General features: G+C 36.0%; 26 protein-coding genes and 1 tRNA gene. All 27 read right to left on the bottom strand.

The window, feature by feature from the left end; translation table 11 throughout:
* Positions 1-181: 181 nt before the first annotated feature.
* Positions 182-1,471, bottom strand: coding sequence for a tetratricopeptide repeat protein (locus tag EDD72_RS02265; RefSeq protein ID WP_132767009.1), 1,290 nt, complete (start codon positions 1,469-1,471; stop codon positions 182-184).
* 211 nt (positions 1,472-1,682) lie between these two features.
* On the bottom strand, positions 1,683-2,966 hold the full coding sequence (gene aroA / locus EDD72_RS02260) for a 3-phosphoshikimate 1-carboxyvinyltransferase (protein WP_132767008.1): 1,284 nt from the start codon (positions 2,964-2,966) through the stop codon (positions 1,683-1,685).
* Between the two features lie 30 nt (positions 2,967-2,996).
* Positions 2,997-4,085: a 3-dehydroquinate synthase gene (gene aroB, locus EDD72_RS02255; RefSeq protein ID WP_132767007.1), complete on the bottom strand. Its 1,089-nt coding sequence runs from the start codon at positions 4,083-4,085 to the stop codon at positions 2,997-2,999.
* Position 4,086: 1 nt separating this feature from the next.
* The gene (gene aroC, locus EDD72_RS02250; RefSeq protein WP_132767006.1) at positions 4,087-5,256 is read right to left on the bottom strand and encodes a chorismate synthase; all 1,170 of its coding nucleotides are present in this window, start codon (positions 5,254-5,256) and stop codon (positions 4,087-4,089) included.
* Positions 5,257-5,414: 158 nt separating this feature from the next.
* Entirely contained in the window at positions 5,415-5,567 is a 153-nt protein-coding gene (locus tag EDD72_RS12455) for a hypothetical protein (protein ID WP_165894931.1), read from the bottom strand.
* A gap of 107 nt (positions 5,568-5,674) precedes the next feature.
* Positions 5,675-6,454, bottom strand: coding sequence for a CheR family methyltransferase (locus tag EDD72_RS02245; RefSeq protein WP_132767005.1), 780 nt, complete (start codon positions 6,452-6,454; stop codon positions 5,675-5,677).
* Between the two features lie 134 nt (positions 6,455-6,588).
* Positions 6,589-7,032 carry a nucleoside-diphosphate kinase gene (gene ndk, locus EDD72_RS02240; RefSeq protein WP_132767004.1) on the bottom strand — a complete coding sequence of 148 codons (444 nt, stop codon included), beginning with the start codon at positions 7,030-7,032 and terminating at the stop codon, positions 6,589-6,591.
* A gap of 176 nt (positions 7,033-7,208) precedes the next feature.
* Complete coding sequence (gene hepT / locus EDD72_RS02235) at positions 7,209-8,174, bottom strand: heptaprenyl diphosphate synthase component II (protein WP_132767003.1); 966 nt, start codon at positions 8,172-8,174, stop codon at positions 7,209-7,211.
* Between the two features lie 41 nt (positions 8,175-8,215).
* The gene (locus tag EDD72_RS02230; protein WP_243643751.1) at positions 8,216-9,079 is read right to left on the bottom strand and encodes a menaquinone biosynthetic enzyme MqnA/MqnD family protein; all 864 of its coding nucleotides are present in this window, start codon (positions 9,077-9,079) and stop codon (positions 8,216-8,218) included.
* A complete protein-coding gene (locus tag EDD72_RS02225) occupies positions 9,066-9,677 on the bottom strand; it encodes a UbiX family flavin prenyltransferase (RefSeq protein WP_132767001.1) in 612 nt (203 codons plus the stop codon). The genes EDD72_RS02230 and EDD72_RS02225 overlap by 14 nt, the downstream gene beginning before the upstream one ends.
* Before the next feature lie 2 nt (positions 9,678-9,679).
* A complete protein-coding gene (locus tag EDD72_RS02220; RefSeq protein WP_132767000.1) occupies positions 9,680-10,546 on the bottom strand; it encodes a UbiA-like polyprenyltransferase in 867 nt (288 codons plus the stop codon).
* Complete coding sequence (locus tag EDD72_RS02215; RefSeq protein ID WP_132766999.1) at positions 10,533-11,993, bottom strand: menaquinone biosynthesis decarboxylase; 1,461 nt, start codon at positions 11,991-11,993, stop codon at positions 10,533-10,535. The genes EDD72_RS02220 and EDD72_RS02215 overlap by 14 nt, the downstream gene beginning before the upstream one ends.
* Before the next feature lie 16 nt (positions 11,994-12,009).
* Positions 12,010-12,738 (bottom strand): demethylmenaquinone methyltransferase, encoded by a 729-nt coding sequence (locus EDD72_RS02210; protein WP_132766998.1) that lies wholly within the window; start codon positions 12,736-12,738, stop codon positions 12,010-12,012.
* 31 nt (positions 12,739-12,769) lie between these two features.
* Positions 12,770-13,660, bottom strand: a complete 891-nt coding sequence (locus EDD72_RS02205; RefSeq protein WP_132766997.1) for a heptaprenyl diphosphate synthase component 1 — start codon at positions 13,658-13,660, stop codon at positions 12,770-12,772.
* A gap of 111 nt (positions 13,661-13,771) precedes the next feature.
* Positions 13,772-14,293 carry a hypothetical protein gene (locus tag EDD72_RS02200; protein ID WP_132766996.1) on the bottom strand — a complete coding sequence of 174 codons (522 nt, stop codon included), beginning with the start codon at positions 14,291-14,293 and terminating at the stop codon, positions 13,772-13,774.
* 66 nt (positions 14,294-14,359) lie between these two features.
* Complete coding sequence (gene mtrB / locus EDD72_RS02195; RefSeq protein WP_132766995.1) at positions 14,360-14,581, bottom strand: trp RNA-binding attenuation protein MtrB; 222 nt, start codon at positions 14,579-14,581, stop codon at positions 14,360-14,362.
* 228 nt (positions 14,582-14,809) lie between these two features.
* Positions 14,810-14,886, bottom strand: a tRNA-Pro gene (locus EDD72_RS02190).
* Positions 14,887-14,957: 71 nt separating this feature from the next.
* Positions 14,958-15,521: a GTP cyclohydrolase I FolE gene (gene folE / locus EDD72_RS02185; protein WP_132766994.1), complete on the bottom strand. Its 564-nt coding sequence runs from the start codon at positions 15,519-15,521 to the stop codon at positions 14,958-14,960.
* Between the two features lie 126 nt (positions 15,522-15,647).
* A complete protein-coding gene (locus tag EDD72_RS02180; protein ID WP_165894930.1) occupies positions 15,648-15,920 on the bottom strand; it encodes an HU family DNA-binding protein in 273 nt (90 codons plus the stop codon).
* A 220-nt stretch (positions 15,921-16,140) separates the two neighbouring features.
* Positions 16,141-17,622, bottom strand: a complete 1,482-nt coding sequence (gene spoIVA, locus EDD72_RS02175) for a stage IV sporulation protein A (RefSeq protein ID WP_132766992.1) — start codon at positions 17,620-17,622, stop codon at positions 16,141-16,143.
* Between the two features lie 307 nt (positions 17,623-17,929).
* A complete protein-coding gene (locus EDD72_RS02170; protein ID WP_132766991.1) occupies positions 17,930-18,286 on the bottom strand; it encodes a 2Fe-2S iron-sulfur cluster-binding protein in 357 nt (118 codons plus the stop codon).
* A gap of 5 nt (positions 18,287-18,291) precedes the next feature.
* Positions 18,292-19,338, bottom strand: coding sequence for an NAD(P)H-dependent glycerol-3-phosphate dehydrogenase (locus EDD72_RS02165; protein WP_132766990.1), 1,047 nt, complete (start codon positions 19,336-19,338; stop codon positions 18,292-18,294).
* 17 nt (positions 19,339-19,355) lie between these two features.
* A complete protein-coding gene (der, locus tag EDD72_RS02160; RefSeq protein WP_132766989.1) occupies positions 19,356-20,675 on the bottom strand; it encodes a ribosome biogenesis GTPase Der in 1,320 nt (439 codons plus the stop codon).
* Between the two features lie 82 nt (positions 20,676-20,757).
* A complete protein-coding gene (locus tag EDD72_RS02155) occupies positions 20,758-20,952 on the bottom strand; it encodes a capping complex subunit for YIEGIA (protein ID WP_132766988.1) in 195 nt (64 codons plus the stop codon).
* A 2-nt stretch (positions 20,953-20,954) separates the two neighbouring features.
* The gene (locus tag EDD72_RS02150) at positions 20,955-21,839 is read right to left on the bottom strand and encodes a YIEGIA family protein (protein ID WP_132766987.1); all 885 of its coding nucleotides are present in this window, start codon (positions 21,837-21,839) and stop codon (positions 20,955-20,957) included.
* Positions 21,829-22,359, bottom strand: a complete 531-nt coding sequence (locus EDD72_RS02145) for a YphA family membrane protein (RefSeq protein WP_207893616.1) — start codon at positions 22,357-22,359, stop codon at positions 21,829-21,831. Before EDD72_RS02145 ends, EDD72_RS02150 begins: the two co-directional genes overlap by 11 nt.
* Before the next feature lie 187 nt (positions 22,360-22,546).
* On the bottom strand, positions 22,547-23,701 hold the full coding sequence (rpsA, locus tag EDD72_RS02140; RefSeq protein WP_132766985.1) for a 30S ribosomal protein S1: 1,155 nt from the start codon (positions 23,699-23,701) through the stop codon (positions 22,547-22,549).
* Positions 23,702-23,755: the final 54 nt, after the last annotated feature.

Genomic DNA, 23,755 nt, shown 5'->3' with positions numbered 1-23,755 from the left:
ATTTTCTGCGACTTTAGCGAGCAAGCTTTCAAACTTACCGTTTATTCAAGGAAAGCCGTAAGGTTAGGAGTGGCGTTAGAACATACAAGCCACATCAGATTTTATATATTCCAACTCGCTCAAGATATCTACTTCTCTCTAAATCTTATGCTTTCTCAAATACGTTAAAAAAACCAGGAGATTAACCCTCCTGGAACTTAAGTAAATCTAGTATTTGTTCTTTAATTAAGATCAATTTCTCTTGGGAATCGTCAATTGTTAAAGATTGTTCGATCATGGATAACGCTTTGTGATAATCTTTTATCTCTGCATAACAAGCAGCTAATTGATTCATAATTTTAGGGTCTTTTGTCATCGTTAATTGTTTTTCATAACATTCAATGGCTTTTTTCACATCGCCCGCCTTTAAATAGAGATCGCCTAAATTTTCACATACTTTTTCTTCATAAGGAGAATCATGATGGATCAATTCATATTGCTGAATCGCTTCTTGGACATCCCCATATGCCTTTAATATTTTTGCATACATCACATGTAACGTGATGTCATCTGGGTCAATTTCAAGAGCTTTATTTAATACTTCCTTTGCCCTTTGCCACTCTTCTTGATATAAGTAGATTTCGCCTAATCGTTTTAAAGCCGGTAAAAAATACTCATCAATGGTTAAGATTTTCTCTAGTACATTTTGGGCTTCTGAATGGTTATGATTTCTTTCATACGCATCAACAAGTGAAATCAAAATATCAAGATTCTCTGGTTGAAGCTTTGCTACCTTCTTTAAATAATGAATACCTTTTTCAGGATACCCCATTTGAACCAAAAGTAAGCCCTTCAAATATAACGCTTCTTCTTGATCAGGATGCTGTGTTAATACCTCATCGTATTCTTTTAAGGCCTCTTCAAATTGCCCAACACTGTAGTATGCTTCACCTAATGCTAAATGGTAGAGTGGTTCATCTGGTTCTATCAAAACAGCTTCTAGAAAACTCTTTAAGGCTTCCTTAGTATTCCCTAGTTCAAAAGCATATAAGCCTTTCTGGTAATGATAAAACGGAACCTCTGAATTCAGTTTGATCGCTTTATCAATATATCGATAGGCTACCTCTGGTAAGCCATCATCAAAATAAATTTGTGAGAGAAAGACCAAATCATAATCATCGTAATCTTCTTGTTCAATCAAATCGTGCATAACGCTAAGCGCTTGGTCATAATTCCCTTCTTTATATTCTAATTCAGCCACCAATCGCTGAATATCTAAGGTATTGATCCCTGAATTCTTTAATTGAGAAAGAACTTTTCTTACCTGATCAATAAATCCTAATGACAAATAAACCCTTGCAATTTCGAGCTTTTCTTCATTTTGAAGAGAGTCGATGCTTATTTCATTTAATTGTTCTAAGACTTCTTCATAATTGCCTGATTCAAGCAAAGTAACGATTGAATGAATACGGTTTGTATGAAAATCTTTCATTTTTGTGCACCTCACCTATACGTGTGCCACTAACACTTTTTTTTTAGTTTAACATAAAAAAACAAAAAAACCACATCTATTCAATGATGTGGTCCCGGTATTACCGATCAGTGCAATAGGATAGGAGCGAAGAGAAACCAACTAACTATGCTAAATTTAGTATATATTGTCCACCTAAAAAAGTCAATAAATTTTCAGAATATTTAAACTTCTATTTGATCAATCGATTTAAATCTACAAAGAATTGTGGGTAGGAGACATGAATCGCCTCCGACTGGTGGATAATAATTGGTGTTTCAGCGATTAGACCAGCAATTGCCATCGCCATTCCAATCCGATGATCTCCCTCTGTAGAAATCTGTCCACCATAGATCTTTTGCTTTCCTTTGATGACAAAACCATCCACAAGTTCTTCGATTTCAACCCCAACATTACGAAGGGCTACGGAGATCGTTTTAATGCGATCCGTCTCTTTCACTCTTAACTCTTTTGCATCCGTCACCTTTGTTAATCCTTCAGCTTGCGTTGCTAGGACAGCCAAAAGAGGTAACTCATCAATCAGTCGAGGAATCATTTCTCCTGATATTTCTATTCCCGTCAATGAACTAGTTTCAATAATAAGATTAGCAACAGGTTCTTGTCCAAAAGAACGTATATCTGTTATTTCTACTTTTCCGTTCATTTTCTTTACTACTTCAAGAAAACCAATTCGCGTTTCATTCATTCCCACATTTTTAATTTCAATTCGACTATTCGGAACGATAAGTGCTGCAGCAATAAAATACGCTGCGGAAGAAAAATCTCCGGGAATTTGAACCAACTGTGCTTCTAAATCTGGTTTTGGAAAAATGGTTACTCGATCATCCTGAACTTCTAACTTTGCACCAAACTGAGCTAATAATCGTTCACTATGGTCTCTTGACCGATAAGGTTCGATAACTGTCGTCTTCCCATCGGCATACAATCCTGCTAGTAAAATTGCAGATTTTACCTGAGCACTCGCAACTGGTGACTCATAGGTAATCCCCTGTAAATGTCCACCTCGAATTGTTAAAGGTGCAAATCGACCATTCTCTTTTCCATCAATCTTTGCACCCATCATTGAAAGTGGTTCGATCACTCTTTTCATAGGTCGACGAATAATCGAACTGTCTCCTGTTAATACACTATAAAATGGTTGACCAGATAAAATTCCCGCAGTCAAACGAATTGTCGTTCCCGAATTCCCAACATATAATACATCTTGTGGCTCTTTTAAAGAATAAAGTCCTTTTCCGTTTACTTTATAAGACGTTTCTCCTGTCCGTTCAATATTAACACCTAGCTGCTGGAAAACTTTAATCGTATGTAGGCAATCTTCACCATTTAGAAATCCGTTGATTTCAGTTATGCCTTTTGCAATTGACCCAAACATAACTGCTCGGTGTGAAATCGATTTATCACCTGGAACTTGAATGGAACCTGACAACGATGAAATAGAATGAACCGTATACATCATTTTCCCCCTTTCTAAATACCCTTATATTTAAGCTTTCATTTCTTCAATTATTTTTCTTAATAGGTCGATTTCGATACCCTCAACAATCATCACTTTGCCAATTTCAATGGGTAGTACCATTCGGATTTGACTTTGCTTAAATTTTTTATCTCTCATAAGAATCTGCAGGATTTCTTCCGTATTGTAAGCCTTTGGAATGGATGTTGGGAGCTGAAATCGTTCGATTAACTTCAGATAATAATCTTCAATCTTTCTTGAAATATATCCGATTCTTTCAGAAAGTCTCGTGGCAAACACCATGCCAATCGCAACTGCCTCTCCATGGGAATAATCATAATGAGAAACGGTCTCGATCGCATGAGCAAGCGTGTGACCAAAATTCAAATAGGCACGAATTCCTTGTTCTTTCTCATCTTCCTTTACGATAGTTGCTTTAATTCGAGAACCTTGATAAAGTGCTTCATTTAGAGCTTCAAAATCTAGATTTAATAAAGACTCCGCATGTTGATTTAACCAATGAGTAAAGCTCGAATCAGCAATTAACCCATGTTTTACTACCTCAGCCAAACCAGAACGAATCTCTTTAGCAGGTAAAGTCTTTAAAAATTGAGTGTCATAAAGTATAAATGATGGCTGATGAAAAGCACCGATTAAGTTTTTGCCTAAAGGATGATTAATCCCCACTTTTCCACCAATACTACTATCATGGGCTAAGATGGTTGTAGGGCATTGAATAAAACGAATTCCCCGCATATAAATGGAAGCGACAAAACCGCTTAAATCCCCAATAACCCCTCCGCCTAAAGCTAGAATATACGAAGTCCGATCAAATCCATGTTGAATCATATAGGTGATAATTGAGTCTACTTGTTCTAATGACTTTGCTGATTCTCCAGCTTGAACAATGTACTCAAATAGTTGAAACTCAGAAAGTACTTTTTTTACTGGTTCAAGATAGTATGGAGCTACATGATGATCGGTAATGAGCAAAATCTTAGTTTTCGCTGTGATTCCTAATGATTGTAATTCACTTGCAAATTGATTCGATACTCCCGTTCCAATGAGAAGGTCATAATCATGATCTCTCGTTTCTATTTTTAGACGTTTACTAGTCATATTAATAATTCTCCACTAAATGCAGATAATTTTTTACTTGTTGTTCAATCTCAACATAAGAATCACCCGAAAACTTTTCAAAAAAAGCGTTGGCAATCTCCCATGCCACCACATGCTCTGCAACAATACTTGCAGCAGGAACAGCACAAGCATCTGAACGTTCAATACTTGCCTCAAATGATTGTTTCGAATCGATATCCACACTTCTTAAAGGTTTATATAGAGTAGGGATTGGTTTCATCGCCCCTCTAACGATCAGAGGTTCTCCGTTTGTCATCCCACCTTCAATACCTCCTGCGCGATTCGTAGCTCGATGATATCCCTTCTCTTGATCCCAAAGAATCTCATCGTGAACTTCGGATCCGTAATGATCAGCTACCTCAAAGCCCATTCCTATTTCTACCCCTTTAAAAGCCTGAATGCTTAGAATCGCTTGTCCAAGTCTACCATCTAATTTGCGATCCCATTGTACATGACTCCCTAATCCTATAGGCAAACCAAAAACAATCACTTCGACAATACCACCTACTGTATCTCCTTGAGCCTTGGCTTGATCAATCTTTTGTTTCATTTGCTCTGTCTTCTGTATATCGGCACAACGTACCTCTGAGGCCTCTACTTGTTGGATCCATGTTTCCAAACTTTTTGGGTTACTCTGTGTAAAGGATGCAGATTCAATTCCACCGATATTAATGACATGGCTATATGTTTGAATTCCAAAAGGACTTAAGAGTTGCTTAGCTAATGCACCTATTGCTACACGTATTGCCGTTTCTCTAGCACTTGAACGCTCTAAAATATCTCTTAAATCTCTTACTTGATACTTCAGACCACCATTTAAATCAGCATGTCCTGGCCGAGGCCGTGAAACCCTTCTAGAATTGTCTACATTTTGGCCATCTACGCTCATGATTTTTTGCCAGTGAACGTAATCTTTATTTTTAATCACCAATGTAATCGGTGCACCCGTTGTTTTGCCAAAACGTACGCCACTTAGAATTTCAACCTGATCTTTTTCAATTTGCATACGTTTGCCTCTTCCATAACCACCTTGTCTTTTTGCTAAACTCTCATTGATCTTCGAAATGGATATTGGAAACTCACTGGGGATGCCCTCAATAACCGCTGTCAATTGAGGCCCATGTGATTCCCCTGCGGTTAAAAATCTCATTCCCTTCTCTCCTCTCTCTCTATTTTTAAGCTTTATTATATTATAAAACCTTAAGAAACGACACAAAATTTCCATTTGCTTTTCAATTGCGTCTATTTTTCTATGAGAATTCTAGAAGTCTAGTTTGCCAAAACAAACCAGACTTCTTTATAAAAGCTTTAATTGGAATAAGATTTATGGTTTTGCTGAACACATCTGCTTGGCACGTCATCCTTTAATAATATCGTTGGATCAATACCTAATAACTTGGTACATTCATCTTTTGATAAGAGGCCACGGGCATAGGCTTCAATAATAGTTCCTTTATCCATACTACACCCCCAATAATAAATCTATTATTTTTAGTATAGGAAAAAATACCTATTCATATACCTATTCTTTATTCACCGTTTCATTCGATTCATGAGACGAACAATTATTACATTTTACGATAAAAAAATGTTTCAACTGGTTCTATTTGATACTGAGTTGGATTAAAGATTTGTTCCGTACTACCAACAAATAAAATCCCACCTGGTCGCAGTGCCTGACTAAACTTTTGATAAAGGTGATTTTTAGCTTCTTCAGTAAAATAAATCATGACATTTCTGCAAATAATCAAATCGTATTGTTTATCAAATGGATCAGCTAAAAGATTATGTTTCTTAAACTTTACTTTGTTTTTAATTTTATCAGAGATATGAAAAAGTCCATTTTTTACCGTAAAATACGAATGAATATATTCTTTAGGAACTTCTTGAATGGATCTTTCATGGTAGATTCCTTCTTTCGCTTTTTTTAATGCTCCCTCGTCAATATCAGAAGCTAACAAATCAAGGTGAGTCATCGGATATTTTTGTTGAATGATCATAGCTAATGTATAAGGCTCTTCTCCGGTAGAACATGCCGCACTCCAAGCTTTCAATTTCTTTGTTTGCAGCAATTGGGGAAGGATTTTATCTTCGAGGACTTTCCATCGGGGTCGATTTCGAAAAAATTCGGAAACGTTAATCGTAATTCGATCTAATAATTCGAGATATAGTGTTCCATCTTTTTCAATTGCTTTAAAATATTCAAGGAAATTGGGAAATCCTCTCTTGATTCTTAAAGAATTAAGCCTTCTTTTCATCTGTTGTTCTTTATATAGATTCAAGTCGATCCCTGTTTTCTTGCGGATATTACTAACGAATAATTGATAATCTTGATCTAAAGTTGTCATTACCTTTACCCCTTTACTTAGAACTTGAAAGTCACACACTTAAACATTTTTCTCTATCGAAAAAGAAATACCTCTTTTACGAGCAAAAAAAATAGGCTAAAAAATAGCCTACTTGAACAACTCTCGTATTTATACTAGATCCAACGGTTAATGACTTTGTCATATGTAAGTAATTCCTCTTCTGTAAAGAAAAGCTTAATCTCTCTAGCTGCGCTTTCTGGAGAATCTGAACCATGAATAATATTCATCCCTACCGATAAACCATAATCTCCACGTACCGTACCAGTTTGGGCCTCCGCTGGGTTCGTTTTTCCCATCATATTTCGGGCTACAGAGATCACGTTCTTCCCTTCCCAAACCATTGCAAATACTGGTCCTGATGTGATAAAGTCCACTAACTCTTGGAAGAATGGTTTACCAATATGTTCTTGATAATGTTTTTCTGCTAGGGTAGAGTCTATTTGCATAAGCTTTGCACCTACGAGGGTAAATCCTTTTTTCTCAAAACGAGAAACGATTTCTCCAATTAAAGAACGTTGCACTCCATCAGGTTTAACCATTAAAAATGTTCTTTCCATTTTTATTCCCCTCCTATCCTAAAACTAGTAAGCTGCCAACGAAGATTTTAACAAATTTTTTTTATTGTATCAACTATCTGAAAAATAATAACCTAAATTTAGGTTTATATCTTCCAACGCACTGTTGTCAGCTTAGGGAGGATACAAACCTTTCAATTTCGAAACAATTTTACTTTTTAGTATGTTCGATCAACAATGAAATCGCTAATTTCTAATAACATTTTCCGTTCACGAATGTTTGGAAGTTCTAGCAAGGCTTTCTTTGACTTTTCTATATACCGCTCTGCTAATTTTTGCGCATATTTAATTCCTTCCGATTTACGAATCAGATCAATGACCTCATCCATTCGCTTTTCTAATTCACCATTATGCACAATTTTTTGTAATCGTTCCCGATCCTTTGAATAATGTAACGCATATAAAGCAGGTAACGTGATATTACCTTGACGCAAATCACTTCCAGCAGGTTTTCCAAGTTGTTCTGTGGTGCCAGTAAAGTCCAGAATATCATCAACGATTTGAAAAGCCATTCCAACATTATAACCATATTGATAAAGCCTTCTTACAATTTTCTCTTCTGCATTACTAGCTAATGCACCGAGCTTACAAGAAATTGCGATAAGTAAGGCAGTTTTTCGTTTTATTCTTCGTAAATACTGTTTAAACGACTGATTCCAGTTATTAAAATCACGGATCTGTTCTATTTCTCCAACACTCATTTGCACAAGCGCCTTTGAAAATGTTTGATGAATCTCAGGATCCTCAAATTGAGTAATTAGCATTAAAGCCTGAGCAAAAATATAATCACCGGTATACATTGCCACTTTATTATCCCATTGGGCTTTTACTGTTGGCTTACCACGTCTTTTATCTGCATCATCGATCACATCATCATGAACAAGTGAAGCCATATGAATTAATTCTAAAGCTGCGGCGACCTTTTTTAATTTTTCAAATTGATAATTCCCAAAATGGCCAGACAATAATACAAATATCGGACGGATCCGTTTTCCACCAGCTTTTAATAGATGGCTTGACGATTCATTCAGTATGATTTGATCGGTTGATACTGCTTGAGAGAGTTCTTTTTCAATCTCTTTAATATCACCCTTCATTTTAGCGTAAATATCTAAAAGCTTCATTCAATTCACCTTATTTATATTTTTTTACAACAATACTGCAATCAATAGGTATGAATCTCTGTTAATTTTTCCATATTTAGTATTTCAATCTTTGGCGCCTTCTTTAACACACCAATCTGCTGAGCCATCTGATAATAATGATTCAATCCATGGATCTGAGGATCACTAAAATCATAAGATAGGCCGTGAAAATAGTCTTCCCAGAATTGTTTTGTACCACCAAATCGTGACATCGATTCTTGAACAATCAAATTTCTTTTTTGGTATCCCTTCTTCTTACTATTTAGAAAAGCATGATATACTCTATATAATAAATCTGGATATTGTTCAACCACGTTTTTACGAACTGCCCATACCGCGAAAGTCATCCAAAGACCCGTTCTTTTTTTCCATTCTTCCCCAAGATCAATGACCTGGTATTTTTGTGTTCGTCCATTCTCCCAACCCTGTGTAAGAGCTTCGTCTCCAATGAGTAAAGCCGCATCTGCTACTTTCATCATTTGCTCCAAATCAGGCTCCATTGTTATATATTCAGGTTTTCCATCTAAAAACCCTTCTAAAATTATCTTTACTAAATGAACGGACGTTGCCGATGTATTTGTTAAAGCTATCTTTTTATTTTTAATATCTTCAAGATCACTTTTCAAGAATAAAGAGATAGAGCCTACCCTTCCATAGGCACTAACCGATAAATTCGGTAATAAAACATAGTTTTCTGCTTGTTCAGCATAAGCAAAAGCAGAAATCGCCCCCATATCTATTGTACCATCTTTCATTCTTTGGTTCAGTTGACTAGGAACTTGAGGAATGAGCTCAATTTCATTTTGAAATTGTGAGTGATCAAAAAAATGATAAATAGGCCAGATATTGGTGTAAGTAATTCTACCAATTCTAAGTTTCGACAATATTCTCCCCCCATCGTTTAAATAATGAATGCTCTACTTCTAGGGAATCTAATACTTTCCCAATCAAATGATTCACCAATTCCTCCATCGTCTTTGGCTTGTGATAAAATCCGGGCATCGCAGGTAAGATTTTTGCTCCTGCTTGTGCTAATTTTAACATATTTTTAAGATGAATTTGATTTAATGGTGTCTCTCTAGGAACGATAATTAACTTTTTTCCTTCTTTTAAAACCACATCGGCAGCACGTTCTAGTAAGTTTCCTGATGCTCCATGAGCAATTCCAGATAAAGTTCCCATGGAGCAAGGAATGACAACCATTCCATCTGTTTGATATGAACCGCTAGCAATCGGGGCAGAAAAATCCTGTAATGTATGATAATGTAGCTCACCACCAAACTTTTGCCATTGTTCCAAGATTATACTTTGACGGTTCCCTGCATTCCAATCTAATTCTTGTTCAAATACTTGCCAACCTGCTTCTGTTACAACAAGATGAACTTTATGACCTAACTTCAATAACTCTTGAACTAATCTTACACCATAAATGACCCCACTAGCTCCAGTGATTCCGACTGTAAAGATTTTTGATCGTTCCATGATTACATCACCAAGTCTGTGAAAGTAAAGATAAAAATCACTACACTTAAGACACCATTCATTGTGAAAAATGCTGTATCTAGTCTAGACATATCCTTTGGTGAAATAATGGAGTGTTCATAGTGTAAAATAAAATTGGCAATCACCACACCTGCTAAATACCACCAACCAAGGTGAGTGATAAAAAATAGATAAAGTAAGCCAAGAATTGTAATTCCATGGATCACTCTAGCTAAAATTAATGAAGTTTTTAGACCAAATCGTGAAGGGATCGAAAATAGACCATGTTTTTGGTCAAATTCCATATCTTGTGTGGCATAAATAATATCAAATCCCGCTGTCCAAAGAGCGACAGAAATAAATAGTATAATAGCTGGATAAGTAATCGCGTTCGTAACAGCCACCCACGCACCTAATGGGGCCAATCCAATCGCTATCCCTAAAACAAAATGGCAAGTCCATGTAAAGCGTTTTGTATAAGAATACAAAACTAATACAAATACGGCAACAGGTAATAATTTAAAAGCAAGGTCACTTAAATTCCATGCTGCAATAAATAGTAAGAGAAAGGAACCGATGATAAATACGAACACTTCAGAAATCCCAACCTTTCCCGCAGGGATTGCACGATTTGCTGTTCTTGGGTTTAATTTATCTATCGTCCGATCAATGAGTCGATTTAAAGCCATAGCAGCGCTTCTTGCGCCAACCATGGCTAAGGTAATCCAGAAAAACTGCCCCCATGTAGGAAAATGGCCAAATTGTTCCATGCTCCCTAATATCATTCCTACATAAGCAAATGGTAATGCAAAGATTGTATGTTCAAACTTAATCATTTCTAAGATCGTTTTTAATTTATTCAATCCCATAGTCTTTCCACTTCCTATCAACTAAAGCTTTTATTTCTGTGGACATCTCTACATCATCAGGCCATTCTCTAGTATGACCTTCTGAAGGCCATTTTTTGGTTGCATCAATTCCCATTTTTGAACCAATAAATGGCATTGGGGAGGAATGATCTAGATCATCTAAAGGACCATCGATAATTGTGATATCACGACGTGGATCAATATTGTTAAACACCCTCCAGGCAACTTCAGAGACATTCTGAACATCTACCTCTTCATCAACGACAATGATTAATTTGGACAACATCATTAAGCCTAACCCCCATAGGGCATTCATTACTTTTTTTGCTTGAAAAGGATATCTCTTTTTAATCGAAACAATCACACAGTTATGGAAAACACCTTCTGGTGGCATGTTCATATCTTTAATTTCAGGGACCATTACCTTTAAGAGCTGTAAAAAGATTCGTTCTGTAGCCTTACCAAGATAGACATCTTCTTGTGGTGGTTTCCCTACTAAAGTACTTATGTATATTGGGTTCTTCCGATGTGTAATTGCCGTCAAATGAAATACAGGATATAGATCCGCTAAAGAATAGTAACCCGTATGGTCTCCAAAAGGCCCCTCCATCCGCAACTCATCTACATCAACATAACCCTCTAAAACAATTTCCGCATGAGCAGGAACCTCTAAATCAACAGTCTTGCATTTTACTAACTCAACTGGAGACTTTCTTAAAAAACCAGCAAATAGCATTTCATCAATTTCTGGTGGTAATGGTGCTGTTGCAGAATAGATTACTGCTGGATCAGCACCAATAGCAACTGCGACTTCCATGCGTCTAGGTTTATCTTTGTCTTTTTTTAATTTATGTTGATGTAGTGCACCATCTTTGTGTTTATGCCAATGCATCCCTGTTGTTTGATGATCGAAAACCTGCATTCGATACATTCCGCAGTTGCGTGTACCTGTTTCTGGATCTTTTGTAAAGACAAGTGGCATGGTAATGAATTTACCTCCATCTTGGGGCCAAGTTTTTAAAATCGGGAACTTATCTAATGAAGGTTGATCAGTAATAACTACTTCTTGAACAGGTCCACTTTTTACGATTTTGGGAATAAAGGAATTAATCTCAGCAAGTTTAGGCAAAGTTTTGATTTTTGCCATTAAACCAGTAGGTGATGGATTATCTAAGAATTCCATAATTCTTTTGCCGATATCATCTAAATCATCTACTTCTAATGCTAATTTAATTCGATCGTAAGAACCCATTGCATTCGTCAATACGGGTATATCATAGCCTTTTACATTCTCAAATAGAAGTGCAGGACCACCTCCAGGCATTTTCGATACCCGATCCGTAATTTCTGCAATCTCAAGTTCGGGATCGACTTCTGTTCTTATTCGTTTTAGTAAACCATTCCTCTCGAGATCTTGTATATACTCTCTTAGATCACGATATGCCATTCTTTATTTCCCCTTTTTATATCTTTTTATATCCTATGTGTAATGCGGCAATTCCACCTGTTAATGAATAAACTTCTACTCTTTCTAGGCCTACCTTTTCAAAGATTTTGGCAAGTTCTTTTTGATCTGGAAAGTTTGTTAAAGACTCGGGAAGCCATGCATATTGTTCATAACGATTGACAAACAATTTCCCGAGCCAAGGAAGCAATTTGTAAAAATAAAAATAATAGATTTTTCGAAATGGAGGCCAATTTGGTTTAGATAGTTCTAAAGAAACCACCTTTCCTCCTGGTTTAACCACTCTCATCATTTCAGCTAAAACGGTTTCAATATCTGGTACATTCCTTAAAGCAAAACCAATGGTGGCATGGTCAAAACTATTATCTTTGAATGGAAGCTTCATTGCATTTCCCTGAATTAGTTCGATCTGCTTGTCCAATTGAAGTTCATTCACTTTTTTTTGTCCCACTTCTAACATCTTTTCACTAAAGTCTAATCCAATGATTTTTCCAGTTTTCGAAGCCTTTGCTAAGGCAATACTCCAATCGGCTGTTCCACAGGCAACATCTAATGCTGTGTCTCCTATTTCGACATTCATTTTCTTCATAGTGAATTTCCGCCAAGCTTTATGCCGTCGAAAACTGAGTAAAGTATTCATCATATCGTATTTATCAGCGATGTTATCAAACACCGAATGAACAAATTCTTCTTTCTTCTTGCCTCTAACATAGGTAACTTTCTCCAACTATTTCCTCCCCCTCTAGAGATCCCATTTCTTAGAAATCTTTCACGACATTTTCTGTTAGTTGAAAGGAATCTTGAATTTGATCAAAAATACTACGAATCTCCTTTTTAAGGATGATATCATCAATTTGATTAATCCGTTGCTTCAGATCCTCTTGAATCCTTCGAATCAATTCAGTAAATTTATTAGAAATATCATATTTATGATAAAGTTTTTTCACTTTTATCCTCCATTCAGGTTTGTTATCGACAATCTCTCTTTTTTCTACCGTGTTTGCAAAATAGTTCACAAATAAATATGAAACATGATGGCGAGAAATTTGATGTTGTTTCCGTTCTTCTACGAGAGTGGAAAGTAAAATCATATCCTCAATTAGTTTTTTCCAGAATAGTTTTTCTTCCTCTATTTTAAGCTGGTCCAAAAATTGAAGATATAAAGCACTCTCTTTTTCTTTCACAATCTCGATCAATTGTTCAATCGATTCAAAACCATCGCCATTGTTTTCAGTATATAGCTTCATCTTTGCGATATTAATATCTCGTATTCCTGAGGCTATTCTTTTCACCCCATCTACTAAATTCGCCTTAGATAGTAAAGAATAATATTGGCTACTATAATAATCCCCAGCTAGAATCGACAATTGCCGAGAACGAATTTCTTTTTCACTGTATTGTCTTTGATTCACAATCTCTTCATGCACATCTAATCCCATCTGAACAAGACCTGTTGTAACACAATAGAGTTTCCTTAATGAACGAGGAAAAGAGGCATGATACAAGAGCAGATTGAGTAATTGCAAACGAACCAATGGAAACTGTGGAATTGTTACATACTTTTTGATAAATATATGTTCAACCTTGTTCTTAAGTTCAGACAAGATTTCATCTAGCTCTAGATGAAAAGAACGATGTGTAATCATCATGATTAATGTCCTCCAAAAATAATAATCATTGGGTAGAATATTTCTTACGCAGACAAGTATAACATAATTATCATCTAGGTAACAGGATTTATCAATACCACTTTTTGTTCTTTAGTTCTGTTTGATGACATTCCCATAATTTGTATTAAAATACTTATCTAAAAATTCTTTGTAGGTCATAGACGGTTCTAATTCCATCGTTGGATTTTTTAGTATATCTTTCTTATCAGCAGATACAGACATAAAAACCGTATCCATATTATTCAGAAATACTCGAAGTAAGATTTTTTTTATATTTTTGCTTTGGATAAAGCCTTTTTCCGTAACCATATATAGATCTTTAAACATATCATTTGTCTCAACTTGATGATTTTTGTCAATTAAAAAATCGATCGATAGCGTATCTTCTTTCCAAGTTACCTTTTTAATCATTAAGTGAAATGGTGTTGATGAAACAAAGTCTACAAGATTTTCTTCTGATAAAATAAACTGGTTTTGATGTTTAAATACCAGTAATTCTGGTTGAAATTGCGAAAGTTGTACATTTGGTACAAGCGAAATCATAAACGCTATAACTACTGATAAGATTAATGCAGCCATCATACCCTTTGAGACATGTTGAAAACTATGCATCGAAAACACCTCCACTATATTCTACAAAAAAAAAAGCTGGCTATGCCAGCATGTATACAAAATTTTCTACTCATCGGTGTCGATCTTACCAAAAGGAGTTAGAATTTCTGCCTTTCCCCTCACTTTTACCGCCGAGGTATGTTCGGTGAATTCGGCGATCATCACTTCTCCTTTATCCAATTTTTCGAGATGATGAAATTTAGTATCCTGACCACGAGTTAAACCAATCACATTGACGCCGTTTTCCTTAGCTTTTATCACAAAGAAACCATTTTGATCGTAAGACATTGTTTTCACCCTCTTTGCATTGGTATGTAACTTTTTCAGATTTTCAATTCATATTGTATCCAAAACAGAATCATCCATAAAGAATAAAATCTACTTCATGAATCAGAAAAAACCAAAATTGCACCACAAATTTCATCAGGAAGAATTGTTTCTTGCAATGTTGCCCAATTATCCATGTATAAATAAAAAAACACCTCGTTTCGTTACGAGATGTTACATATACGATAATGGTCGGAACGACAGGATTTGAACCTGCGACCTCACCCACCCCAAGGGTGCGCGCTACCGAGCTGCGCCACGTCCCGAACATATTTCTATTTTAACCAAAAACAAAAATTTTTCAAGGTATTCATAAATTGTTTTACTTTTCTATTTTTTACCCGCGGATTAATTGAAGAATTTCATTACGTAACAGAGCATCTTCTCGATAAATTCCTCTTGCAGCCGTAGTAACTGTTTTAGAACCAGGTTTTTTAACTCCACGCATGGTCATACACATATGTTCAGCTTCAATCATGACAAAAACACCATAAGGTTCTAGCTTTTCCATAATCGCATCAGCCACAGTATCGGTAATTCGTTCTTGCAATTGCGGTCTTCTCGCAACTGCTTCAACAGCTCGTGCCAGTTTACTAAGGCCAGTTACGCGGCCATTTCGAGGAATATAGGCTACATGAGCCACACCAAAAAAAGGTACTAAATGATGTTCACACATTGAGTAGAATGGAATATCTTTCACTAGAACGACTTCTTCATGTTCTTCACTAAATACCACATCAAAATATTCTTTTGGATCTTGCTCTATTCCTGAAAATACCTCTTCATACATTCTCGCTACACGGGCAGGAGTATCAATTAAACCTTCCCTTTCTGGATTTTCTCCTATGGATGTTAAAATTAATTTGACAGCTTCTTTTATCTGTTCATGATTTACACTCATCTATATATTGCCTCCTTCACAAAACTCCAAAACAGAATTAATTTTAACATTTTTATAGTGTTAAATCAAAAAAAGAAGAGTCACAAAGTGTTCTCTCTGTGACTCTTCTAAAAATATGTAAGATCATTACTTTACAACATCTTTTAATGCCTTACCAGGTTTAAAAGCTGGAACTTTGCTTGCAGCAATTTCGATCTCTTCTCCTGTTTGAGGATTACGACCTTTACGAGCAGAGCGCTCACGAACTTCAAAATTACCAAAACCAATAATTTGAACTTTGTCTCCCTCTTTAAGGGCCTCGGAAATGGTTTCAAAGATAGCATCAACAGCTTTTGTAGCATCTTTCTTTGTTAATTCAGCCATTTCAGCAACTTTAGCGATTAATTCTGTCTTATTCAATTTTTTCACCTCCTCCCAAGGAAAAAATCTCGTTATATCATGTGTTAACCGTTTTTTGAAAAATTATACTCGATTAACAGAGATTTTCATTTTTTTTCTTAGACAAGCATATAGTAATATACAAATTCAGCAAATTCAAGGCTTTTTATTGAAAAAGGTTCTTTTTAAAAAAAAAAAAGACACTCTATGAGTGCTTTTTTGTTAAAAAAATTCATATTTTTTATAAAATGATCGCGATGAGTCCACCTGATCCCTCATTAATGATTCTTTCTAGGGTTTCTTTTAATTTATATCTCGCATTTTCAGGCATCATCGATAATTTTGCTTGAATTCCTTCACGAACGATACTAGCTAAAGAACGGCCAAAGATATCTGATTCCCACATTTTTAATGGATCCTCTTCAAAATCTTGCATGAGATATCTTAAAAGCTCTTCACTTTGCTTCTCTGAGCCAATAATTGGGGCGAATTCTGACTCAACGTCGACTTTGACCATATGAATGGATGGTGCGGTTGCTTTCAAACGAACTCCAAATTTAGAACCTTGTCGGATTAATTCTGGCTCGGCCAAAGTCATATCTTCAAGTGATGGATTCGCAATGCCATACCCGGTTTGTTTCACCATGGCAAGTGCCTCTGCAACTTTGTCATATTCTCTCTTTGCATTTGAGAATTCAACCATTAATTGTAACAAATGGTCTTTTCCTTTAATCTCGACCCCAACAATTTCCATCAAGATTTGATCGTAGAGTTCATCTGGTGCAAATAAATCAATCTCGGCAACTCCTTGACCCATATTCATATCAGCTAATGTTGCATCAGAAATGAATTCATACTCTTTGAATTGGTCGACGACCATTCTTACATCACGTAATCGACGAATATCTTTCACCGTGCTTTGAACCGCTTCTTGGAAATTCTTTAATAGCCAGTGATCCTCGTTTAAAACCATCACCCAGCTTGGGAGATTCACATTGACCTCATGAACAGGGAATTCGAATAATACTTCTCTCAACACATTAAGAATATCTGCTTCCTGAATGTTTGCTACGCTCATTGCTAAGACAGGAATATCATACTTTTCACTTAACTCTTCTCTTAATAATCCTACTTGTTCCGATTCGGGATCAACAGAGTTAATAATCATCACAAAGGGTTTTCCTAGTTCTTTTAATTCTGCTACAACTCTTTCTTCTGCTTCAATATAATCCTCTCTTGCGATATCTGTTATTGAGCCATCAGTCGTGACAACTACACCAATGGTGGAGTGCTCTTGGATTACTTTTCTTGTTCCAATTTCCGCTGCTTCTTGAAATGGAATTGGTTCGTCAAACCAAGGAGTATTTACCATCCTTGGTCTACCATTTTCATCCTCATATCCTTTTGCCCCTTGTACTGCATAACCCACACAATCAACCAAACGCACATTAATATTTAACCCTTCATCAACATGAAGTTGAACCGCTTGATTCGGAACGAATTTTGGCTCGGTTGTCATAATGGTTCTACCAGCAGCGCTTTGAGGCAATTCATCCGTTGCTCTTACTTTTTCATTCTCATTTGAGATTTTTGGTAAGACTAACGTTTCCATGAATTTTTTAATAAATGTTGATTTACCAGTTCTTACGGCACCGACTACACCAATATAGATATCTCCGCCAGTTCGTTCAGCTATATCTTTGAAAATATCAAAGTTTTCCACAATATCCCTCCTCTATTTTCACACGGCAAATAAATAAACCAGGTATAGATTGCCATCCCTCCCTATGTAGCCACAGTGACTCGTACACTAAAATTGGACAGTATAAATATATGTGATGACGATTTTGTTTATGACGCGAACGATTAATTTCTTTTTCATTTCGAGATGCTTGGTTTCTGACCACTAAATATCTATGACATATTAAAGAGGAATAGAACATAAATAGAACAAAATCTGCTTCGCAAACATTGTAAGCAAAAAAAAGTGATCCAAATGGTGCTCTTCCATTTGGATCACTCCAATCATTTTAGAAATTTTCTTGATCCTCTTTTTGTTTTGCCAATTGTTTACGTATAACTGCCTTTAAAGGATCCTCTGGAATCTCGACCTTCAAGCTCTTAATGATCTTTGCTTGACAACCTAATCTCATTCCTTGTTGAAGTAATGCGGATCCTAATTTTTGTCTTTCACTATTAGTTGGTGGGGATACAGCTGTTGGATCATCTACTTTCACTTTACAAGTCAGACATGCCCCTCTTCCACCACATTTATGTGCCAGATGAACATTTGCCCGAATTGCTGCCTTTAAAATCGTTATTCCAGGTTTAATTTCGATCTTTTTATAATCATGGAAAAAGATAATTGTTTCAGACAATGATGTCATCCTTTCTAATCAAATCGAAGTAATTGTTCGAATGCAATTTCTTCCATCTCATGAGTTTTGACCCTACCCATTAAGTCTTCCACTGCCTGCTTAGGAGACTTTCCTTCAAATAACACTCGATATAATTCTGAGGTGATGGGCATTCTCACTTGGTAATGCTGAGAGAGAGCAAAGGCTACTCTCGTCGTTTTTACACCCTCTACAACCATTCCCATCTGTTGAAGGATTTGTTCAAGTTTTTCTCCCTTACCTAACTGATATCCCGCTCTCCAGTTCCGACTATGTTTACTCGTACAAGTTACAACGAGGTCCCCCACTCCAGCTAAACCAAGAAATGTTAATGGATTTGCTCCTAATTCTATCCCTAATCTTGTGATTTCGGCAAGGCCTCGAGTAATAAGTGCCGCTTTTGCATTATCCCCAAATCCCAGACCATCTGATAAGCCTGCGCCTAATGCGATAATGTTTTTTAATGAACCCGCTATTTCTACACCAATTAAGTCAGTATTGGTATAGACACGGAAATCCTTGTTTATAAATAGATCTTGCCCTTTTTCGACTAAATTTAGATCTTTACCAGAAACGACAACCGTAGTTGGAGATCGTCTACTTACTTCTTCAGCATGGCTCGGTCCTGATAAAACCATGATCTGATTCTCATGAAGATGGGGCAATTCTTCGTGAATCAATTCACTCATTCTTTTGTAGGTATTTTCCTCTAAACCTTTTGTTGCATGAATGAGTATCATATCCTCAGTAATCATTTCTTTCATGCTTCTAACGGTTTCCCTCATTACATGAGAAGGAACAACAAGAATGACAAAAGGTTTTTTATGTACAACTCTTTGTAAATCGGTATCTGCCTTAATCGATACAGGTAGATATATTCCAGGGAGATATTTTTGATTCTTATGTTGATGATTGATTTCTTCTTTTTGATCTTCTCGCCGTGTATAAAGGTTCACCTGAATCCCATTATTGGCTAGAACCATTGCCAAAGCAGTTCCCCAACTTCCGGCGCCAATCACCGCTACAGAGAGATTTTTTCCCATCTTCATCCCCCTCCAAATTATGATTCCTCTTTCTCACGAACAATTAAGCGAATAGGGGTACCTTCAAATCCAAAAGCTTCCCTTAATTTATTCTCTAAATACCTTTCATAAGAAAAATGCATTAGTTCTTTATCATTCACAAAAACAACAAAAGTAGGTGGTTTTACCGCTACCTGAGTAACATATTTCACCTTTAAACGTTTTCCTTTGTCTGAAGGTGGTGGAGTCATGACGACCGCATCTGCAATGACATCATTTAGAACCGATGTTGCAACTCTCATCGAATGAGCCTCTGCTACTTCATCCACAATCGGTAAAATCTTTTGAACTCTTTGTTTTGTTTTTGCAGAAACAAAAACAATAGGGGCGTAAGCCATAAATTGAAACTCATCACGAATCTTTTTAACAAATTGAGTCATAGTTTTATCATCTTTTTCTACTATATCCCACTTATTAACGACAAAAATACTGGCTTTTCCTGCTTCATGAGCATAACCAGCAATTCGTTTATCTTGTTCAATGACCCCAGCATGTCCATCTAACACCACGAGAACAACATCAGCATCATCAATCGCCTTCAAAGCCCTTAAAACACTATATTTCTCTGTTGTTTCATATACTTTCCCTCTTTTTCTCATTCCAGCTGTATCAACTAATATGTAATCTTGATTCTGTGTTGAAAACGGTGTATCGATGGCATCACGAGTCGTACCTGCTACGTTACTTACAATTACTCGTTCTTCTCCCAAGATCGCATTCACAAGCGAAGATTTACCAACATTAGGACGACCAATCAACGCCACGCGAATTACATCTTCATCTTTGGGTTCTTCTTCCTGAGGAGGAAAATGGGAAACAACTGCATCTAACAAATCACCTAAGCCGATCATATGAACTCCAGACACTGGATAAGGTTCGCCAAATCCTAAAGAATAAAATTCATAAATCTCTTCCTGCATTTTAATATTATCGATTTTATTAACAGCTAACACAATCGGTTTTTTGGCACGATAAAGTAAATTTGCTACTTCTTTATCCGCTTCAGTTACCCCTGTTTTTCCATCAACCACGAAGATAATGACATCCGCTTCGTCTATGGCTAATTCGGCTTGATGTTTTATTTGCATGAGAATCTCATCTTCAGCTTCGATTTCTATACCGCCTGTATCAATAATATGAAATTGATGGTCAAGCCACTCAGCCGTACTATAGATTCGATCACGAGTGACTCCTGGTGTATCCTCAACGATGGCAATTCTTTTTTGAGCTATTCGATTAAAAAGTGTAGACTTTCCTACATTTGGTCGACCTACAAGTGCTACTACTGGTTTTGACATCTCCGATCAGCCTTTCTATCCTATAAAAATTCTTGTGTCTATACTATTATAAACAAAAGCATCAATCTATCAAGTCAATGAATTAGTGTCGCACAATGATCAATGTTCCGTTCTCTAAATCATGAGCCATTCCATCTAAAATTTTTTCTAATAGAAATGCTGTTCTTTGTAATTCTTCTTCACTCTTCGCAATAAAGATCGGTGCACTACCACTCTTTACTTTATCTTCATTAATTGTTACAATAGCAAGAATATAATTTTGAATTGTCGTTCCCATTCTTATCCCTCTTTTTCTTTCGATTCAGACGGTAATCTAATTGCGTTTTCTAGTACAGGTACCAGATTTACAATCCGTATTGCTTCTTCTGGATTCTTATTGTACGGAAGAAAAAAAACACCGAGTCTTCCATCGTTAAGATCCCTCTTAATTAATGGAACAAGTGAAGGTTCTCCTGAATCTCGATAAACACCTAGGATCGTTGATAAATTATGAAGTATCGCTTGTCGTTGTCCTAAATTAGCCAGCGTTACACTACTATTCATATCCTTAGGGGTTATAATTATACCCATGCCATGTTCCTCAATTATTTTTTGTGATGTTTGTAATCCAATGTTCATGATATAAATATTTTCAACAAATAGATGAGGCCCCTCTATTTTTATTTTCGCTGGTCTTACATCCGCTATATCTTTAATATTTAAACCGGACATATATCTTTGATTAATCACAATGGTTAAAATTCCAGCCACGATTCCTAATTTCCAATTGGTTAAACTAGTGACCATTGAAGTAAAAAAAGCTGCAAATATTACTAAATAATTTCTCCCTTCAAAAACCATCGCGATTCCTTCGATATAGGTATAACCTCTTGGAACTAACTCTAATTCATCTAGCCTTGATAATGTTTGTCTTTCCATATTTCGCACATCACGAAACTGTTGGGCAGCTAGTCCTAAAAAAGTAATCGCTGTATAATTCTCTTCTAAAAGAGCTGGCACAGCAACAGCACCTAAGCCTGCTGCAATAAATCCTAGTGATAAATGAATCATTTTACCATGTTTATGTGTAGGGTATTGTCGGTAATCTGTGCGCAACATGAAGATTCTATTTAAAAATCCTACTATGACCCCGAGTGTAACAGCTATCATCTCTTTATTCACCATTGATTTGTCTTTTCCTCCATATGCGAATTTTTCTTTGTTTATTCCATTGTTTGAATAGCTCAATCAACATCCATGCCATCCAGATTTCAAATGATCCAAACACGAGAATATCTCTTACTAATTGATCTCCTAAAACAAACTCTGATTGTCTATTCCCCCAATTGTAGAATAAAAAGAATAGCTCACCCATTACGTATCCACCCAAATACAAACTAAAAGCATCAATCAAATTCTGAGCCATAAATAGTATGATCATCGATAAGAATAAAGAAATTTGAATCGATTCTTCAAAAATGATGAGGATTGGATCTGATCGTAAAAATACTCTTAGACTAAGATAAATTGCACCTAATAGCATTACGGAAAAGAATGAGTAAATCCGATTATTGTCAACATGAACCCATAGGTAGAAATAGACAATTATTGGCAAGAAAAATCCTCCAAGATTCACTTTTAGTCCATAAAATAAAGGAATTTCAATCCAAGACAATAGAAAGAATAGAACAATAATCAATAGCATTTTTTTTGGTTCTACAGGAATTCTTGAACGAAACCAACCCGTACTATATAAAATGATAAAAATGATGAGAAGTAGACTTCCCGTTACCCCATTACAGTCTCAACCACCTTTTCTATTAGGTATTATTTCTTTTTTCCAATAAAAAAAACCCATGATCACATGGGTATAATGAAATGGTATTGTATTATTATTTTAAATCCTTTAATTTATCTCCAATCACATCACCTAAAGTGACGGAAAAACCGGTATCTTTTTTCTCATATTCTGGCGGGATTTCTTCTGCCTTTGTTTCTTTTTCTTCTGCTTCTTTTATACTTAAACTGATTCGTTGATTTTCACGATCAATGTCTAATATTTTCACCTTTACTTGTTGTCCTACTTCTAGTACCTCTCCTGGTGTTCCAATGTGTCGATGAGAAATCTGGGAAATATGTACTAGTCCTTCGACATTAGGCATTACTTCAACAAAAGCCCCAAAGTTAGTTAGCCTTTTCACGGTACCTAAATAGATTTCATCCACTTTCAACGTGCTTATTGCCTTTTTCCATGGATTAGGTTCCGTTTCTTTGATGCTTAAACTGATTCGTTTCGTTTCAGGATCTAAGCGAACAATCTTCACTTTAACCTGTTGCCCTTCTTTCAAGACATCAGAAGGCTTTTCTACACGATCCCATGATATTTCAGAAATGTGAACAAGTCCATCGATTCCACCAATATCGACAAAAACGCCAAAATCAGTAATTCTTCGAACGATTCCATCCTTCACCTCTCCTACTTGAAGTTGGGAGAAAAGAGTGTTCTTTTCTTTTTCTTTTTCCTCTTGTAAAACATCTTTTTGCGAGAGGATAACCCTATTTTTTTGCCGATCAAGTTCAACAATTTTTACACGTAATGTCTTACCTTTATAATCAGAAAAATCATCGATATAATGGTTTTCTATCAATGAAGAAGGAATGAAGCCACGAACACCTACATCGGCAATCAAACCACCTTTTACAATTTCAGCCACTTTCACTTCAAATACCTCATTATTTTCCTTTCTTTTTTCTAAGATGTCCCAAGCCTTTTCCTGATCAATTGCTTTCTTTGAAAGAATTAATTTCTCTTCCTCATCATTCACGCGAAGAACCTTTAGCTCTAACTCATCTCCAATCTGTATGACATCTTGTATATTTTCGACATAAACATTGGTAACCTCACCGATCGGGAGAATTCCGTCATATTTATAACCGATGTCAATGATCGCTTGTTTGTCTTCAATTTTAAGTACTTTCCCCTTTACGAGATCCCCTTTTTGTAATGTTGTTATGTTTGAAATTTCATTATTCATTTCTCCAACCATGTGATTCCCTCCTGAAAAAAGTCATTTTTATTAGTATAATTCATACACTCGCCA

It is taken from the genome of Tepidibacillus fermentans, assembly GCF_004342885.1.
GTDB lineage: Bacteria > Bacillota > Bacilli > Tepidibacillales > Tepidibacillaceae > Tepidibacillus > Tepidibacillus fermentans.
This window is presented reverse-complemented; position numbering and strand designations above follow the sequence as displayed.

Excerpts from the sequence above, each read along its gene's own strand:
- EDD72_RS02265 (WP_132767009.1), bottom strand. The coding sequence starts at position 1,471 with ATGAAAGATTTTCATACAAACCGTATTCATTCAATCGTTACTTTGCTT.
- aroA (WP_132767008.1), bottom strand. The coding sequence starts at position 2,966 with ATGTATACGGTTCATTCTATTTCATCGTTGTCAGGTTCCATTCAAGTT.
- aroB (WP_132767007.1), bottom strand. The coding sequence starts at position 4,085 with ATGACTAGTAAACGTCTAAAAATAGAAACGAGAGATCATGATTATGAC.
- aroC (WP_132767006.1), bottom strand. The coding sequence starts at position 5,256 with ATGAGATTTTTAACCGCAGGGGAATCACATGGGCCTCAATTGACAGCG.
- EDD72_RS12455 (WP_165894931.1), bottom strand. The coding sequence starts at position 5,567 with ATGGATAAAGGAACTATTATTGAAGCCTATGCCCGTGGCCTCTTATCA.
- EDD72_RS02245 (WP_132767005.1), bottom strand. The coding sequence starts at position 6,454 with ATGACAACTTTAGATCAAGATTATCAATTATTCGTTAGTAATATCCGC.
- ndk (WP_132767004.1), bottom strand. The coding sequence starts at position 7,032 with ATGGAAAGAACATTTTTAATGGTTAAACCTGATGGAGTGCAACGTTCT.
- hepT (WP_132767003.1), bottom strand. The coding sequence starts at position 8,174 with ATGAAGCTTTTAGATATTTACGCTAAAATGAAGGGTGATATTAAAGAG.
- EDD72_RS02225 (WP_132767001.1), bottom strand. The coding sequence starts at position 9,677 with ATGGAACGATCAAAAATCTTTACAGTCGGAATCACTGGAGCTAGTGGG.
- EDD72_RS02220 (WP_132767000.1), bottom strand. The coding sequence starts at position 10,546 with ATGGGATTGAATAAATTAAAAACGATCTTAGAAATGATTAAGTTTGAA.
- EDD72_RS02215 (WP_132766999.1), bottom strand. The coding sequence starts at position 11,993 with ATGGCATATCGTGATCTAAGAGAGTATATACAAGATCTCGAGAGGAAT.
- EDD72_RS02205 (WP_132766997.1), bottom strand. The coding sequence starts at position 13,660 with ATGATGATTACACATCGTTCTTTTCATCTAGAGCTAGATGAAATCTTG.
- EDD72_RS02200 (WP_132766996.1), bottom strand. The coding sequence starts at position 14,293 with ATGCATAGTTTTCAACATGTCTCAAAGGGTATGATGGCTGCATTAATC.
- mtrB (WP_132766995.1), bottom strand. The coding sequence starts at position 14,581 with ATGTCTTACGATCAAAATGGTTTCTTTGTGATAAAAGCTAAGGAAAAC.
- folE (WP_132766994.1), bottom strand. The coding sequence starts at position 15,521 with ATGAGTGTAAATCATGAACAGATAAAAGAAGCTGTCAAATTAATTTTA.
- EDD72_RS02170 (WP_132766991.1), bottom strand. The coding sequence starts at position 18,286 with ATGACATCATTGTCTGAAACAATTATCTTTTTCCATGATTATAAAAAG.
- EDD72_RS02165 (WP_132766990.1), bottom strand. The coding sequence starts at position 19,338 with ATGGGAAAAAATCTCTCTGTAGCGGTGATTGGCGCCGGAAGTTGGGGA.
- der (WP_132766989.1), bottom strand. The coding sequence starts at position 20,675 with ATGTCAAAACCAGTAGTAGCACTTGTAGGTCGACCAAATGTAGGAAAG.
- EDD72_RS02155 (WP_132766988.1), bottom strand. The coding sequence starts at position 20,952 with ATGGGAACGACAATTCAAAATTATATTCTTGCTATTGTAACAATTAAT.
- EDD72_RS02150 (WP_132766987.1), bottom strand. The coding sequence starts at position 21,839 with ATGGTGAATAAAGAGATGATAGCTGTTACACTCGGGGTCATAGTAGGA.
- EDD72_RS02145 (WP_207893616.1), bottom strand. The coding sequence starts at position 22,359 with ATGCTATTGATTATTGTTCTATTCTTTCTATTGTCTTGGATTGAAATT.
- rpsA (WP_132766985.1), bottom strand. The coding sequence starts at position 23,701 with ATGGTTGGAGAAATGAATAATGAAATTTCAAACATAACAACATTACAA.